Origin of the sequence: Erythrobacter sp. SG61-1L, assembly GCF_001305965.1 — a bacterium.
In the GTDB taxonomy this organism is placed as follows: domain Bacteria; phylum Pseudomonadota; class Alphaproteobacteria; order Sphingomonadales; family Sphingomonadaceae; genus Andeanibacterium.
The window spans coordinates 1,763,965-1,778,049 of sequence record NZ_JXQC01000003.1 but is presented as its reverse complement, the minus strand read 5'-3'; the positions used below and the strand labels follow the sequence as shown (position 1 = coordinate 1,778,049).

The window sequence follows — 14,085 nt, the reverse complement described above, 5'->3', positions numbered from 1 at the left end:
CTATCCGCCGATCTCGGTGATGCGGATCGCGTATTTGTCGTCCACGCTGACGATTTCTCCGCGGGCGATTACGCGGCCGTTCACGCGGATTTCGGCAGCTTCGCCAAGCTGGCGATCGACCGGCACAAGGTCGCCGGTCGACAGGGCGGATAATTGCGCGACTGAAACACGGGCCTCGCCCAGGATCACTTCCACATCCACTTCGACATGGTCGATCAGCCGGGTGGGAAGCTCGGCGGGGGCGGTCTGGGCGGAAATCGCGGTATCGTCGTCTACCATTGGGTTGCGGGCCTTGTGAGCTGGAACTGGATGCCGCTTTCGCTCGCTATCAGGCCAAGGGCGCCAGTGGCGGCTGAGACATCGTCGATCAATGCGTCGAGCGGGGCGGAGAGCGCCGTGTCGAGCGTCAGCACGTCACCGGCCTCCAGCGCTTCGATCTGCGGCAAGCTGAGTCTGCTCGTGCCCAGCCGGGCAGACAGGCGCAGGCCTTGCGGTGCAAGGGCAGGCCTGCGGGCAGGCAGAGGCGGGCGCCTGCGGGGTGATCCCGCCCAGCCGAGCGCCAATGCGGCCAGCAATCCCCTTCCGGCCTCGATCCGCATCAGAGTTTCACCGCTTGCGGAGAGGACGGGCAGGCCGAAACAATCGCCCTCTGCCTCCCGAGCATCCGGCAGGGCTGTATCGAGCTTCGCGCCGAGTGCGCCCATGGCCTTGTCCAACAGGTAGTCGATCACCGCGCGATCTTGAGCGGTTCGCAGATCGCCCGCGCTCAGGTTTCGGCCGAGCAAGAGCGAGGCGAGTGCCAACCGTCCATCTTGGCGCAGTGTCAGCCGGAAACCACGGCCACGATAGGCGGCGGCAAACCCCAGGGCGCCCGGCTCGATTTGCTCCCAGCGCGGTGGCAGGTCCGGCTGTGCGGAAGCGCACCATTCGCCTGCCCATTCCTGAATACAGCGCACTGCCTGCCCGGCCGTGCGGGCATCCAGCAGCGCACTTTCCGGCAACCAGAGAGTCGGCGTGCCGCTCATCCCTGGCCTCTGATGCCGAAGAGCTGCTGGATCATGTCATTGGAAACGCTGATAATCTGCGACGAGGCCTGGAAACCGCGCTGGATCAGGATCAGTTCGGCAAATTGCGATCCCAGATCGACGTTCGAGGCTTCCAGCCGGCGACTGAGGATCGTGCCGACGCGGCTGTCTTCCGCGGAAAGGTATTGCACCTGGCCGAAGCCATTATGGGCGAACAGCCCGCTGCTGCGCTGTTCCAGCTTCTGCGGATCGCGGAAGTCCGCCAGCGCAATGGCACCGAGTTCCTTCGTTTCCTCGTTACTATAGGCGATTTCCAATTGGCCCTTGGCGTTGACTGCCAGCCTGGTGACGGACCCGGTGCCATGGCCATCCACATCGGCTGCGCGCAGCGAACTGACGGAGCCGGAAGAATAGGAATTCACCGCGCTGAAATCGAAGTCCACCGACAGGCCACTGGACCCTTCCGTGAAGGTCAGCGTGCGGGTGGTAGGATCGGCGATCCCCGCCAGAAATTTCAGCGTTTCGGTGCCGATCTCTGCTCCTGTTCCGTCTGTGACCTTGAGAGTCCATTCGTCGAAAACAGTCTCTTCGCGTGTGAATTTCAGCGTCCACAAGTGCTGTTCGCCACGCTCGTCATACACTTTGACATCGGCGATGGTGTATTCCGTGGCCGTGGAGGAGAGATTGTCCGCAAAGGTGATCTTCGTGGTTTCTTCCGGCGGGCTGGTCCGTGCGGCATCAATGTTCAGGCTGACCGGACGGCCGCTATTGTCCAGCACTGCGAGCCGGTAATCCGTGCCCGAAAGGACGATGTAGCCGTCATCGTCCACCGCAAAGCTGCCAGTGCGCGTATAGAGCGTCTGGCTACCGTCCAGCAGCACGAAGAAGCCGCCCCCGTCGATCGCGAGATCGAGGTCGCGATCGGTCTGGCGCAATTCGCCCTGTCCGAAATTGAGCGCAATGTCGTCGAGGCTGACGCCGTGGCCCGCCTGGCCGCCGGAAGAGGTATAATCCAGTCCGCCCGAACTGCCGGACCCATAGACGTCCGAGAAGCTGACTTCCGACGCCTTGAAGCCCGTGGTGTTGAGGTTGCTGACGTTATTGCTGACGGTCTTGAGCCCCTCGGAATAGGCATTCAGGCCGCTCAGCCCGATATAGATTGATCCGAACATGTCAGTTGGTCTCCCTGATCTTCGAGACCGAACTCAGGCTGATGTCCGAGATGGTCTGGTTGCTGGAGGTAGTGATGGTGAGGCTCGGCCCGTTTGTGCTGAAGGCGATGGCAGTGACTTTGCCCGACAGCGTCACCGAGCCGGCGGGGATTTCCACTGTGCGGCCGAGCAGGCTGGCGGCCTGGGCAGTCGACTGGGCGGAAACCAGCGCTTGCAGGCTTTCCGACATCTGCTGTGTCTGCTGAATTTGCGAAAACTGGGCGAGCTGGGAGACGAACTGGAAGTTGTCCATGGGCTTCAGCGGATCCTGATAGGTCAGCTGTGTCAGGACAATCTTGAGCAAGTCCTCAAAACCGAGGCCGAAGGCATCGGTGGCGCTCTGCGTCGATTGTGTGCCCGATGTGCCGGTCGCACTTCCGCCCAATGCGTCGATGGGATTACTGGCCATCAGTCTTGCCCTGCGGTGATTTCATGGATGACAATGGCTGTGTGGCGATGGCCGTGGCGTTCGAGCAGCTGGCTCAGTGCCGCTTCGAGCCCGGCGCGTTCTCCCTCGGCCAGTTTCGGCAAGCGCAGCACCAGCCGCAGTCCGCCCTCTGCCGAGATGAGCTGTGCCCCAAATGGCGATGTGCGGCCCGCAGGCGCGCCTTGTGCCTGATCGGGTGCGGATCCGCATTGTGGTCCGGCTGTGGCGCTTTGTTGAGACGGGATTTGTTGACCGAACGACGAGCCAGAAACGATCGCTGGTCGGGCGGGTATGGCAGGCGGCAGGGCGGCATTCCATGCCGATCTCTGGATGCGCAAGGCTGTCCCATCGGCGGTCATTCTTCCGACAGGTTGCACGATGGTGCCGGAAGCATTCAGGAGCGATGCGACCGACGCTGGCCGATTTAATAGTGTCGACTGCGCAGGCCGCGCCCGCATTTCAGGGGGGCCGGCTGTAGAGGCAGTCGCAGACGGCATGCCCGCGTGCGTTTTCGGATGCCTTGCACCAAGGCGTTCTGCGAGTGGTGTTGCCGTCTTCGAGTCCAATTCGCCGACGCGCATGCTCGTATTGTCGCCGTGCGCCATGTGATCGGACGGGAAATCCAGCGCCAGATCGACCAGCAACCTTGCCGCACTGAATGCCTCTGCCGGGGTCCCGGGCAGGGGCGCCAGCGCTGCCGCCTGCCTGGCCGCTTCTTCCTGCTTGGCATCCAGCAATCTGGAAACTGGCAGCCTATGATCGCCGGCTTCCTGCCGCGCGCTGAGCAGGCCGGCCAGCAGTTCCGCGAAATCGCCAGACGTTGTCAATTCATCGGCTGCCGCACGCCTTGGCGTAGGAGCGCTGGACGATTGCTGGGACGCGGGCTGGGTTACGAGTGTAATGGTCATTCCGCGATCGCCGTCAGAAGGAAACGCAGGCTTGCCGCTTCGAGGATCGCCGCTTCGTCGTTCTTGTCGGCGAGGCGCTTGCCGACCTTGCGCAGCAAAGCAGTCGCAAGCTCTTCCCGCTTATGGTCTCGCCGCCATTGCTCGCGTTGTGCGGCCTCACGGCTCTCACAATCCCGAGCGATCCCGGCTGCGCGGTCACGGCGGTCGGAGAGATCACGCAGAACTGCCAGCGCGACCCGCCAGCCCGCGAAGTCGAGGGCCTCGGCTGCCTGCATGTCGTGCACTTTGCGTTCTTTCGCAGCGACATTGCGTTGGCCGTCATCGAGCCGTGCCTGAGCCTCAATCGTTGCGGCCTGAGCCTCGGCCAGTTCGCCCCGGCTGGCCAACGTCTTTAGCGCCTGAAGCACGGCAATCCGGTCGAGCCGATGGTGGAGGTGCCGGCTGTTACGCATGGCTGCCTCCTGAAAGGATGCGGGTCAGCGCGGCATGCGTTTCCTGCAGCCCGCAATGCTCCCTTGTGCCTTGGCCCAGAAAAGCCGTGAGCGCGGGCTGAAGCGCAATTGCGCGGTCGATCCGGTCGCTCGCCCCGCTGCGATAAAGGCCGCTTTCGATCATCGGGCGGGCCTCTTCATAGGTGGCGACCAGGGCATGAGCCTCGCCGCATGAGGAGCTTTCCGCCTCATCGAGCAAGTCCCCGGCGAGCCGGCTGACGCTGCGCGACAGGTCAATGGCTGGAAAATGGCGTTTTTCTGCCAATTGACGCGACAGCACGATGTGGCCGTCCAGTACTGACTTCATCAGTTCGACTACCGGATCATCGACATCGTCCGTCTCGCTCAGCACGGTGAAAACGGCGGTGATTGCGCCGCCGCTGCGAGATGCGCCGCATCGTTCAACAAGGCGCGGTAACGCGGAAAATACGTTGGGGGTCAGCCCGCGCACACTTGGAGGCAGGCCGGCGGCCAAGCCAAGTTCACGCAGGGCATGGGCAACACGCGTGATGGAATCGACCAGCAGCAATACGTGCTCGCCCTCGTCGCGCCAATGCTCGGCAAGGCCGACTGCCTGTTCGATGGCGCGTAGCCGCAGGCTGGGGCTTTCATCGGCGGTCGCGGCGATCAGGGTCGAACGGGCGGAATTGGTGCTCTCACGCAGCATCTGCCAAAGCACATCCACTTCGCGCCCGCGCTCGCCCACCAGGCACAGAACCACCCGGTCGCACGCAGACTGGCGGGCGATCTGTTCCAGCAGGCTGGTCTTGCCTACGCCGGCGGCGGCGAAGATGCCTACGCGCTGGCCTTCGCCCAACGGCAGCAGGGCGTCGATGGCACGAATGCCGGTCTCGATCCGCTGCGCAGGCGATACGCGATCCAGCGGCGGGAGCGGGCGCCCAGCGCGCTTCTGTCGGGCTTCGTGATGGATGGGAGCCTTGCCGTCCAATGGGCGAGCCAGAGCGTCTACTGCGCGACCGCCGAAGCCTGACCCTACCGGGATGTCTTCAACGTGATGCGCCCGGGCGAGTGCCGCGCCGAGTGCCAGCCGAGGAAGTGGGCCTATCGGCACGAGGCGTAGCTTCTCAGCCTCGACCGCCACAACTTCAGCGAGCAGCCTATCCGACGCATCGGCCGCGCCGACCTCGCAATAATCACCCACGCTGGCGATGGGGCCATCGGCTTCCAGAAATTCGCCGGTAATTCGAGTCAGACGACCGGTGGCACGAGCGAATTCCGCTTGTCCGAGGCGCACGAGGAAGGGATGCGCTCTCATGATGCGGCTTCCTCTTCGGTCAACCGGTCAAAGAACTGGCTCAGGCGCTTCCATTGGCCCGAAAGCCCCGTGTCCAGTGTGCCGAGCATCAGGTCGGCAGCACATTCGCCGGAAACGAGCGTCTGATCCGTGATTACCGAGATGCCCGGGAGACGATCCGACAGTGCAGCAAGGTCTTCGGGCGAGTGGAAGTCGCGAGGCGAGACGCGCACCCGGCGCACCAAGTCCTGCTGGATCAGGGCGAGGTGATGAGCCAGTGTCTCTCCCACCAATTCGGCATGGAGGGTCTCGTCGCCGAAGATTCGTCCTAATGCGGTTCGTGCGAGTTGGACGGCGAGGATTTCGCATTCCGAGATAATTTTTGCGTTGTCAGCCTGAAGTTTGGCGAGCGAAGCGCTCAGCAGTTCGAGGCGGCGGCTTTCTTCTCCGGCGACATGATCCAGCCCGTCCTGCTTGCCCCGCTCAAACGCGGCATCTTCACGGTGGTCCGCTTCCTCCTCCATTTGCGCAATGCGGTGGCGCAGGTCGGCGATGGTAGCTTCAAGCTCGATACATTGGCGGTCCAGAGCTTCTTCGGCTGCAGGCGGTTCCGTGAATGTGGGGGCAGGGACGGGCGATGTATGAAGCCGGGCCGCGCAGGCCACGGCAAGCGGGCGGACGCTGGAATCCATGCGGGCATCGCCCGCCTTTAGCAGGCGGCTCATACCCGTGCCCTCCAGCCATTGAAGAAGGTTCGGGCGAGGGACACCAGTGTCGGCTGACCCGCAGGTGCTACTGTTAATCCGGCGGCCTTCTCATGCCCGGCGATTAGTGCGGCCCGTGTTTGCGGCGTGAGTTGATGGGCGAGTGGGGCGTCTTTCTCGCAGGCATCCAGCAGGTCAGCGAGCCAGGGAGAACAGGCCTGAAACCGGCGGCTGCGTGCCTCTGCCTCGGCTCTCTCGCGCTCGCCCGCTACCACCAGGCGTTCGAACGCCTGCCGCTGCGCGTGTTCCATGCGGGCAAGAATTCCTGTCCGGTCGCCCACGGGCAGAGCGTGCCAGCGTTTGAGCAATGCGTTCATATCGTTAGCCTCACCGTCCATCGGCTTGGCCTTCCGCGAGTGCCATCTTCTCTCCCAGCAACTCGGCGAAACTCTGCTGTTCTTCGGGTGTCATGCGGCTGCGGCGGCGCAGTGCGATGAGGATCAGGACGCAGGGCACGCTGAGCAGGCCCCACAGCCACGGGCTGGCCAATATGCTTGGAGAGAGGGCAAACGGCGCGGGTGTGGGAATGGGGGCTAAAGGAGGTTGTTCGGCAGCAACGGGCGCAGCCTGTCCCTGCGGAACTATTTCCTCCAGAGTTCCGGTCTCGAAGCGCAAAATGTCACCATTTTGCGGCGTAAGCCCGGCGGCTTCGTTGATGGCACCCTGCAGCGCTTGCTGGTCTTCGCTAGCCAGTTCCATTTCGGTGCGCAGGGCAATGCGCAGGCTGAAATTGCGGGCTGTCTCGCCGCTGCCTGTGCCGCCGGGCAAGGCCAGAACCCGCACGTCGAAGGGAACGCCGGGGATCAGCTTTTCCGCCACACCGCGTACTCTGGCACGGTAATATTCCTCCAGCGCGGAACGCTCGTCCAACTCGCCGGGCATGGCGGTGCTTTCCACCGGCAAGGCGCTTAGTAACCGGCCGCGATGATCCAGTACGGCGACTTCCCGGGCAGGCAGATCGGGCACGGCAGAGGCGACGAGTTGCTGGATGCCCGTGACGCGGGCAGCGTCCAGCGCGGCATTGCCTTCGGTCTGTAGGGTGACTGCGCCTTTCGGCCCGGTCTGGTTGGCGCGGAACAGGGTGCGTTCCGGTAGGGACAAGTGAACGCGGGCAAAGGCGATCCCGTCCATGCCCATGATGGTGCGAGCAAGTTCCCCTTGCAGCGCGCGCTGATAGTTCACTTTTTGGGCAAATTCGGTGAGGCCCATATCGGCCTCGTTGAACAGTTCAAACCCCACTGTGCCGCCAGTGGCAGCGCCCGATCCGGCCACCAGCACGCGGGCGCGGCCGACATCGCCTTGCCCCACCATCACGCGATGGCCGCCATCTTCCAGCCTGTATTCGATCCCCTGCTTGTCGAGCACGGCGACGATTTCGGCCGCGTCCGCTTCGCGCAGGTCTTCGTAGAGCACGGCATAGCCCGGCCGCAGGAATGCGAACCAGACGAGCGCCAAGCCCGCCAGGATGGCTGCGAAAATACCGCCGAAGACAATGAGTTGCCTGCGTTCCATGCGTCAGAGTTGCATGTTCATGAGTTCGCGATAGGTCTCGACCAGCCGGGTGCGGACCTGCATGGCGAGTTCCACCGACAGGCGGGCTTCCTCAAGCGCGATGGTCACCTGATGGACCGGCACGGAATCGTCGAGCGCGAATTGCCGCACCAACTCGTCCGCATGGGCGACCTTCTGGTTGACTGTGTCGAGACCGGCGGACAGCACGGACTGGAAGCTCGCGCCAGGCGTATCGACAGACGGCATGGCCGGAAGTCCAACACGCATGATCTGCGGCGCGGCATCCGAAAGCCCGAGTGCGGCGATGGGGTCGAGCGCGCTCATGCCTGCCGCCCGATCTTCAGCGCGCTGGAATAGATCTGCTGCGCGGCGGCGAGCGCGACGAGGTTCGCCTCATAGGCGCGCGCGGTCTTCACCATCAGCGACATCTCTTCCGCGTGGCTGACATTGGGATAGGTCACGAAGCCACTGGCATCGGCCTGCGGGTGGCCGGGTTCGTAGACCCTGCGTTGACCTGCACCGCTCGGCTCCACGCCGTAGGCGCGCACGCCTCCGGGCATCTGTTGCCCGTCCAGCACGGCGCGAAAGCTTTCGGCCGGGCCGGAAACAAGCCGCAGTGGCTGAAAGGCAATGCCATCCGCCGAGCTTCCAGAATTCATGTTGGCCAGATTGAGCGCGATGATTTCCATGCGCCGCCATTCGACATCGAGACCTGTGCGGCTGATCGCAATCGCGTCCATCACTGGCCTCCCGTCGCGGCAAGGCGGGAAATCTGCATCTGTCGGCTCAGCACATCGACCAGCGCGGCATAGCGCAAAGCCGTTTCCGAGGCGCTTGCCAGTTCCAGATCGAGGCGCATCCCGCCTTGTCCGGCACGGCTGACATCCTGAACAAATTGCGGCTGGAAGTGCTGCACGGCTTCCGGCCCGGCCTTTGCAGCGTCTCGCAGTTGGCCTTCGAAATTCACGCGCAGGGGCGTGTAATTGGGCGAACTGGCATTGGCGACATTCTGCGAAATGGCCGAGGCGCGCAGGGCGAGCCCGTCCAGTGCCTTGACGACAAGCAGGGCGGAAAGCTGATCCATCCCCGATCCTCCTATTGAACCACGATGTCGGCATGCAGCGCGCCGGCAGCCTTGATGGCCTGCAGGATGCTGATCATGCGTCTGGTATCTACCTTCGCCCGGGCAAGCCCCTGCACCAGCGAACCTACGGTGGTGTTGGGAAAGCTCATCACCGCGTCATTGGCGCCCTGTTCGACATCCAGCTTCGTGTTGGTCACGATCAGGCTGGAAACGTCATTGGCGAAGCCGGAAATGAAGCTGGGCTGCGAAGCGTAATTCTCGGTGACGATGGTCACCTTGATGTCGCCCTGAGAGATCACGACGCTGGAAATCTGCACGCCGGACCCGGCCACCACAGTGCCGGTGCGTTCGTTGATCACGATGCGGGGGGATGTGTCGGGCGTTACCGCGATATTCTCTATGCGCGAGAGGAAACCCGCCAGTTCCGCCGGGCCGCGATCATAGGCGATCACGACCTCATCCGCATTGCGGACCGTGGCGATGGAATGGCCGAAACGGGCATTGATGGCTTCGCTCACACGTTGGGCGGTGGTGAAATCCGGCTCTGTCAGGAGGAACGAAACGGTGCCCTGTGCCGAGAGCAGGCGGGCATCCACCGGGGCCTCCACCGTGGCGCCGCCGGGCAGAACCGCCGCTGTGGGATAATTGCGCTGCTGGCGGTTGAGGTTCGTCTCGAAATCATAGCCGCCAGCCGTCAATGCGCCTTGCGCCAGCGCATAGGGGCGCTGGTCCGGCCCCATCAGCGGGGTCATCAGCAATGTGCCCCCGGCAAGCGAGCGGGCATCGCCAATGGAGGAAACGACGGCGTCGATCCGGTCCCCCGGATTGGCGGAAGCGGGCAGGGTGGCCGTCACGATCACCACAGCGACGTTGCGGCTGTTGATCTGTTCTTCGCTGACGGCAGTGCCGAGACGGGAGAGGACATTGCGAAGCGCCAGCCGCGTCACTTCGTTGCGGCGCGTGTCGCCGGACCCGGCAAGGCCAGTGACGAGGCCATATCCGATCAGCGCATTGTCCCGCCAGCCGTCGAACCGGCCAAGTCCCTTCAGCGGCACTTCCTGCGCACTGACGGGCACGGAAAGGGCACACAGACTGGCCAGAAGGGCCACACGGATTGCCACACGCCAGCCCATCAGCCGATCCCCAGGAAGCTGAAGATGCGATTGAGCAGGCCCGGCTTGGCACTGCGGCTGACGAAGCCCTTGCCATCATAGTCGATCTGCGCGTCGGCAATGCGGGATGATGGGATGAGGTTATCCGCGCTGATGTCCTGCGGGCGGATGCGGCCACGTACGGCGATGGTGGTCGCCTCGCCATTGATCAGCATCTGCTGGCGGCCCTCGATCACGAAATCGCCATTGGGGGCGAGTTCCGCGACGTTCGCGGAGATTTGCGCAACGAATTGCTCGGCGCGAACAACTTCGCCGCGCCCGGCATAGGAACCGCCGAACTGGAGCGAGGCCCCTTCGTCGATTCCGCCGGCCTGGAAGGAACCGCCGGTTTGCGACTTGCGCGAGGAATTGTTCTGCAGGCTGCTGCTGGCGCGGGTGGTTTCCACGATCAGGATCGTCACGGCATCGCCAATGCCCATCGCCTTGCGGTCGGCGGCGACGGCGGGCCAGCGGGTGCCGCGATAGAGCTGTTCGGCCTGCGTGGGCGTTGCGGTGAGGCAGGCCAGCGCGGCGAAGGTGAGGGCAGGGCGGATCATTCGGCGCTGCCCGTGTCGAGGAAGCGCGCCGCCAGGACTTCGCCATCGGCGCTGCGCACGAAGCCGCGTTCGCCCGCGCGCAGGGACCGGACCGGGCTGACTTCGCGGGTGATGATGACGGGGCCTTCGCGGACCACCAGTTGCAGCTTCTGACCGGCCCCGGCGATGGCGCCCGGACGTAGCGCGATGCGGCCGAGATAGGTGCCAGATGGCATGGCTGCGCTTGCCAAGGGGGCGCCAGCATCGTGATCGAAGGCGAGCGGCAGGCCGGGGCGCTCTTCCCGGCAGGGCGTGGCCTCAGCCATTTCCGCCGTGAGAAATTCCCCGGCTGCCACATCTTCCGCCAGTGCGAGACATTGTGCCTCGCCCGCGAAAGCGGGTTCGCTCAGGCAACAGGCCATGGCCAGCACCATGATGGATGCCCCCCTGATCATGGCCTATCGCCTGAGCGTGTTGGTGATGGAGGCAAGCTGGTCGGCCGCCTGGACGATCTGGGCATCCGCGGCGAAAGCACGCTGGACCATCAGCATCTCGACCATTTCGGCCGACAGCTCGACCGTGGACTGTTCCACGCTGCCCTGCACGATCCGGCCCGCACCATCTTCGCCGGGACGGGCATCGACAAGACGAGCATCATCCCTTGCGCGGTAAAGCCCGTCATCGAGCCGTTCGAAGGAGGTTTCCAGTTCCGGCCGGACGAGCGAGATCTGCCCGATCTCTATATTCTCATCCGTTGCCGTCCGAACGCTGACTACGCCGTCCTGCGCAATGGCCAGTTCTTCCGCATCTGTGGGCACTACGATGCCCGCCAGCAGCGGAGTTCCGGCGGAAGTGGCGAGCAACCCGTCCTCGTTCACCCGCAGCCGTCCGCCGCGCCAATAGAGGGTTTCGCCACCGGGCCCGGCGAGTTCCACGAAGCCGCGCCCGTCTATCGCAAGGTCCAGTGCATTGCCGCTGGGCTTCAGTGTGCCCTGCGCGAACAGCATCTCGCCCGGCACCATCCGCACCCCGCCGAAGCTGGCGAGCGTTGAGAGCGGAGCGGAAGATTGCGGCGCACTTGTTTCCGCCCCTTGCGCGCTGCGGGCCAGAACCTCCGCAAAGCGGGCTTCCGTCCGTTTGAAGGCGGGCGTGTTGACGTTGGCGATGTTGTTCGCATGCACTTCCAGCGCGCGCTGCTGTGCCTGCAGCGCCGCGGCGCCGACTTCGAATGCGCCGTTCACTGGCCGCTCCTGCTGAAGGTGGTGATCGCCTGTCCGATCAGCTCGTCATAAAACTGCATCACGCGCCCGCCGCTTTCGGCCTGACGCAGGCTGGACATCATGGCGACCATCTCGTCGCTCATCGTCACATTGGATTTTTCGAGGAAGCCCTGCCGGATCTGCGATCCTTCGGCTTCGGCCATCGCGCCGTCGGGCGCAGTGAAGGTTGACCCACCCTGTGCGGTCAGCGCCGCAGGGTGGCCTGCATCGTAGAGGCCGATGCGGGCAGTGGGCAGGCCATCTTCAAGCACGGTGCCGTCTTCCAGCACTTCGAAAGATGCGCCTTTCAGTTCAAGATCGCCGCCGCCCGCCAATTGCAGCACGCGCCCCGCGGGATCGGCCAGCAGCCCTTCGCCATTCGGGGCGAAGGAACCTCCCCGCGCATAGACGAAGCCATCCCCATCCCGCAGGCGGAGCATGGCCGGGCCGCTGATTGCCAGATCGAATGCCCGGCCGGTTTCGCTCAGGCGGCCTTGCGTGAAATCCACGAAAATCTTCTGCGCGGGCAGCCTCTCGTCCGCGCGATCCGCCAGCGTCACGGCTTCGGCAAAGCTAGCCTGCCGCTTGAAGCCCGGTGTGGACGCATTGGCGACGTTCTGCGCAGCGGCTTCGAGGCGACGCTCCGCAGATGCCAATATTGCTGTGGCGGAGTCGACAAGACCCGGCATGGTTCCCCCTGGACGGCCTGGTTAGGGCTTCGAAAAAGCCCATCTGGCGGGTCGGGGGAAAGGTGCGACACCTCCACTCCGGAGGTTTAGGCAGGCTGCCTGCACGCCGCACGGCGATGAAATTGACAGCGGTTGGCGGCGACCCTAGACCTTGTTCAAGCGCCGCAAAACAGGCGCGCAGGGAAGGCGGCGGACGGTCCAGTCCCGTGCCCGGATGGAAGCCTGGCTTCATCCCGGCCGTACTTCCCAAACCTCGAAAATCGGCCTTTTTGGCCCGGAAATACGAAGATCGGCCATCGTGGCCGTGATCGCACCGGAATGGATTTACCTGGCGTTTGCCGGGGCCGGTTTCTGAAATCGGGGACAACACAAGGCGGCCAGGGGAAGGCCGCCGATGGGGAGACATGATGGCCACGAATGCCACTGGGGGCGCGATTGCATCCGCGCCTGTTGCAACAGCTGCTTATCCGCCCACGCGGGAGGGATGGTATGCCGTTGCCATTCTGGCGCTGACGACGACCTTTGCCCTGCTGGATCAGGGCATTCTGGGCCTGCTGATCCAACAGATCATCGCCGATTTCAGCCTTACCGATACAGAGGCGAGCCTGCTGCTCGGCCCGGCATTCGTGTTGTTCTACGTGGTGCTTGGCGTGCCGCTTTCGACATTGATCGACCGCTGGAAGCGGACCTGGATCATCTCGATCGGCATCTTCGTGTGGAGCATGGCTACTGCCGCCTGCGGCATAGCATCCAATTTCGTGCAGCTTTTCGTCGCGCGCTTCGTGGTTGGCGCTGGCGAGGCCGTGAACGGCCCTGCGGCCTATTCGATCGTGGCCGATTATTTCCCGCGCGACAAATTGCCGCGTGCCGTAGCCACCCTGCAGATCGGATCGGTTGCCGGGCGCGGCCTCTCGCTGCTGCTTGGCGGGGGGATGATCTGGCTGGTTGCGTCCATCGGCACGCCCAGCCTGCCGCTGCTGGGTGAGTTGCGGCCGTGGCAGGTAGTGTTCCTTGGCGTCGGCCTGCCCGGAGTGCTGGTGGCCTTTCTGCTGCTGACGGTGAAGGAACCGCCCCGCACTGCTATCCGCACAGAAGTTTCCAAAGTGCCGCTGGTGGGTGCGATCTCCTATCTCTGGCGCCATTTCGCCATTTTCGGCCCGATGTTCATTGGCCTGACGCTCGGCTCGCTGGACACAGGCGGCAGGGCGTGGGGCGCTGCCTTTTTCGAGCGGACCTATGGCTGGTCGCCGGCGACTTACGGCATCGTCTCGGGCGTGGCTTCGCTCGCGGCGATGCTGACGGGCCTCTATCTCGGCGCGAAATGGGTGGAATGGTTTCAGGCGCGCGGCAAGGCCGACGGGGCCTTTCGCGTGATCATCTATACGCGGTGCTTCGCGATCCCCTTCGCCATACTGATGCCGATGATGCCCACGCCGCAACTGGCCGTGGCTTTCAACGTGGTGGCGGACCTGACACTGGGGATGAGCGGCCCGATGCTGAACGCGGTGATGCTGATCGTGACGCCCAGCCAGATCCGCGGGCAGGTGATGGCGCTCTATCTGTTCATCTTCACGGTGATCGGGCAGGGGCTGGGTCCGGTGGTGACGGGCGTGACCACGGACTTCATCTTCACCTCACCCGACGATCTGCGCTGGTCGATCATGCTGCTGCACATCGTGTTCCTGCCTGCGGCGCTGGCCGTCACCTGGCTGGGGTGGAAGCCCTGGAGGCAGGAAGTGGAGCGGCTGAACGCGGAAGATGCAGCGCGGTAAC

General features: G+C 64.0%; 20 protein-coding genes. 2 read left to right on the top strand and 18 right to left on the bottom strand.

Translation table 11 applies throughout. The features are described from left to right. Genes SZ64_RS09105 through SZ64_RS09020 form a run of 18 tightly spaced genes read right to left on the bottom strand, consistent with a single transcriptional unit; the run spans position 1 to position 12,312 of the window. Positions 1 to 279, bottom strand: coding sequence for a FliM/FliN family flagellar motor switch protein (locus SZ64_RS09105; RefSeq protein WP_054530531.1), 279 nt, complete (start codon positions 277 to 279; stop codon positions 1 to 3). Next, positions 273 to 1,025: a FliM/FliN family flagellar motor C-terminal domain-containing protein gene (locus SZ64_RS09100; protein ID WP_054530530.1), complete on the bottom strand. Its 753-nt coding sequence runs from the start codon at positions 1,023 to 1,025 to the stop codon at positions 273 to 275. The genes SZ64_RS09105 and SZ64_RS09100 overlap by 7 nt, the downstream gene beginning before the upstream one ends. Next, entirely contained in the window at positions 1,022 to 2,197 is a 1,176-nt protein-coding gene (gene flgF / locus SZ64_RS09095) for a flagellar basal-body rod protein FlgF (RefSeq protein WP_054530529.1), read from the bottom strand. Before flgF ends, SZ64_RS09100 begins: the two co-directional genes overlap by 4 nt. 1 nt (position 2,198) lies before the next feature. Then, positions 2,199 to 2,645, bottom strand: a complete 447-nt coding sequence (locus SZ64_RS09090; RefSeq protein WP_054530528.1) for a flagellar hook capping FlgD N-terminal domain-containing protein — start codon at positions 2,643 to 2,645, stop codon at positions 2,199 to 2,201. Beyond that, a complete protein-coding gene (locus SZ64_RS09085; RefSeq protein WP_054530527.1) occupies positions 2,645 to 3,571 on the bottom strand; it encodes a hypothetical protein in 927 nt (308 codons plus the stop codon). Before SZ64_RS09085 ends, SZ64_RS09090 begins: the two co-directional genes overlap by 1 nt. Beyond that, positions 3,568 to 4,023 carry a hypothetical protein gene (locus tag SZ64_RS09080; protein ID WP_054530526.1) on the bottom strand — a complete coding sequence of 152 codons (456 nt, stop codon included), beginning with the start codon at positions 4,021 to 4,023 and terminating at the stop codon, positions 3,568 to 3,570. The genes SZ64_RS09085 and SZ64_RS09080 overlap by 4 nt, the downstream gene beginning before the upstream one ends. Beyond that, a complete protein-coding gene (locus SZ64_RS09075) occupies positions 4,016 to 5,338 on the bottom strand; it encodes a FliI/YscN family ATPase (RefSeq protein WP_054530525.1) in 1,323 nt (440 codons plus the stop codon). The genes SZ64_RS09080 and SZ64_RS09075 overlap by 8 nt, the downstream gene beginning before the upstream one ends. After that, entirely contained in the window at positions 5,335 to 6,042 is a 708-nt protein-coding gene (locus SZ64_RS09070; protein WP_054530524.1) for a hypothetical protein, read from the bottom strand. Before SZ64_RS09070 ends, SZ64_RS09075 begins: the two co-directional genes overlap by 4 nt. Beyond that, on the bottom strand, positions 6,039 to 6,398 hold the full coding sequence (locus SZ64_RS09065) for a hypothetical protein (protein WP_206742903.1): 360 nt from the start codon (positions 6,396 to 6,398) through the stop codon (positions 6,039 to 6,041). The genes SZ64_RS09070 and SZ64_RS09065 overlap by 4 nt, the downstream gene beginning before the upstream one ends. A gap of 10 nt (positions 6,399 to 6,408) precedes the next feature. Continuing rightward, positions 6,409 to 7,593, bottom strand: coding sequence for a flagellar basal-body MS-ring/collar protein FliF (gene fliF, locus SZ64_RS09060; RefSeq protein ID WP_054530522.1), 1,185 nt, complete (start codon positions 7,591 to 7,593; stop codon positions 6,409 to 6,411). Positions 7,594 to 7,596: 3 nt separating this feature from the next. After that, positions 7,597 to 7,917, bottom strand: a complete 321-nt coding sequence (gene fliE / locus SZ64_RS09055) for a flagellar hook-basal body complex protein FliE (protein WP_054530521.1) — start codon at positions 7,915 to 7,917, stop codon at positions 7,597 to 7,599. Beyond that, positions 7,914 to 8,333 (bottom strand): flagellar basal body rod protein FlgC, encoded by a 420-nt coding sequence (flgC, locus tag SZ64_RS09050; protein ID WP_054530520.1) that lies wholly within the window; start codon positions 8,331 to 8,333, stop codon positions 7,914 to 7,916. Before flgC ends, fliE begins: the two co-directional genes overlap by 4 nt. After that, a complete protein-coding gene (locus tag SZ64_RS09045) occupies positions 8,333 to 8,677 on the bottom strand; it encodes a hypothetical protein (RefSeq protein ID WP_054530519.1) in 345 nt (114 codons plus the stop codon). The genes flgC and SZ64_RS09045 overlap by 1 nt, the downstream gene beginning before the upstream one ends. Positions 8,678 to 8,688: 11 nt before the next feature. Further along, positions 8,689 to 9,810 carry a flagellar basal body P-ring protein FlgI gene (locus SZ64_RS09040; protein WP_054530518.1) on the bottom strand — a complete coding sequence of 374 codons (1,122 nt, stop codon included), beginning with the start codon at positions 9,808 to 9,810 and terminating at the stop codon, positions 8,689 to 8,691. After that, entirely contained in the window at positions 9,810 to 10,385 is a 576-nt protein-coding gene (locus SZ64_RS09035) for a flagellar basal body L-ring protein FlgH (protein ID WP_054530517.1), read from the bottom strand. The genes SZ64_RS09040 and SZ64_RS09035 overlap by 1 nt, the downstream gene beginning before the upstream one ends. Then, positions 10,382 to 10,819 carry a hypothetical protein gene (locus tag SZ64_RS09030; protein WP_054530516.1) on the bottom strand — a complete coding sequence of 146 codons (438 nt, stop codon included), beginning with the start codon at positions 10,817 to 10,819 and terminating at the stop codon, positions 10,382 to 10,384. The genes SZ64_RS09035 and SZ64_RS09030 overlap by 4 nt, the downstream gene beginning before the upstream one ends. 3 nt (positions 10,820 to 10,822) lie before the next feature. Beyond that, positions 10,823 to 11,605, bottom strand: a complete 783-nt coding sequence (locus SZ64_RS09025; protein WP_054530515.1) for a flagellar hook-basal body protein — start codon at positions 11,603 to 11,605, stop codon at positions 10,823 to 10,825. Beyond that, on the bottom strand, positions 11,602 to 12,312 hold the full coding sequence (locus SZ64_RS09020) for a flagellar hook basal-body protein (RefSeq protein WP_082384494.1): 711 nt from the start codon (positions 12,310 to 12,312) through the stop codon (positions 11,602 to 11,604). Before SZ64_RS09020 ends, SZ64_RS09025 begins: the two co-directional genes overlap by 4 nt. A gap of 151 nt (positions 12,313 to 12,463) precedes the next feature. Between SZ64_RS09020 and SZ64_RS09015 the strand changes: the two genes are divergently transcribed. Further along, complete coding sequence (locus SZ64_RS09015; protein WP_054530513.1) at positions 12,464 to 12,667, top strand: hypothetical protein; 204 nt, start codon at positions 12,464 to 12,466, stop codon at positions 12,665 to 12,667. A 49-nt stretch (positions 12,668 to 12,716) separates the two neighbouring features. After that, positions 12,717 to 14,084, top strand: a complete 1,368-nt coding sequence (locus tag SZ64_RS09010; RefSeq protein ID WP_054530512.1) for an MFS transporter — start codon at positions 12,717 to 12,719, stop codon at positions 14,082 to 14,084. Position 14,085: the final 1 nt, after the last annotated feature.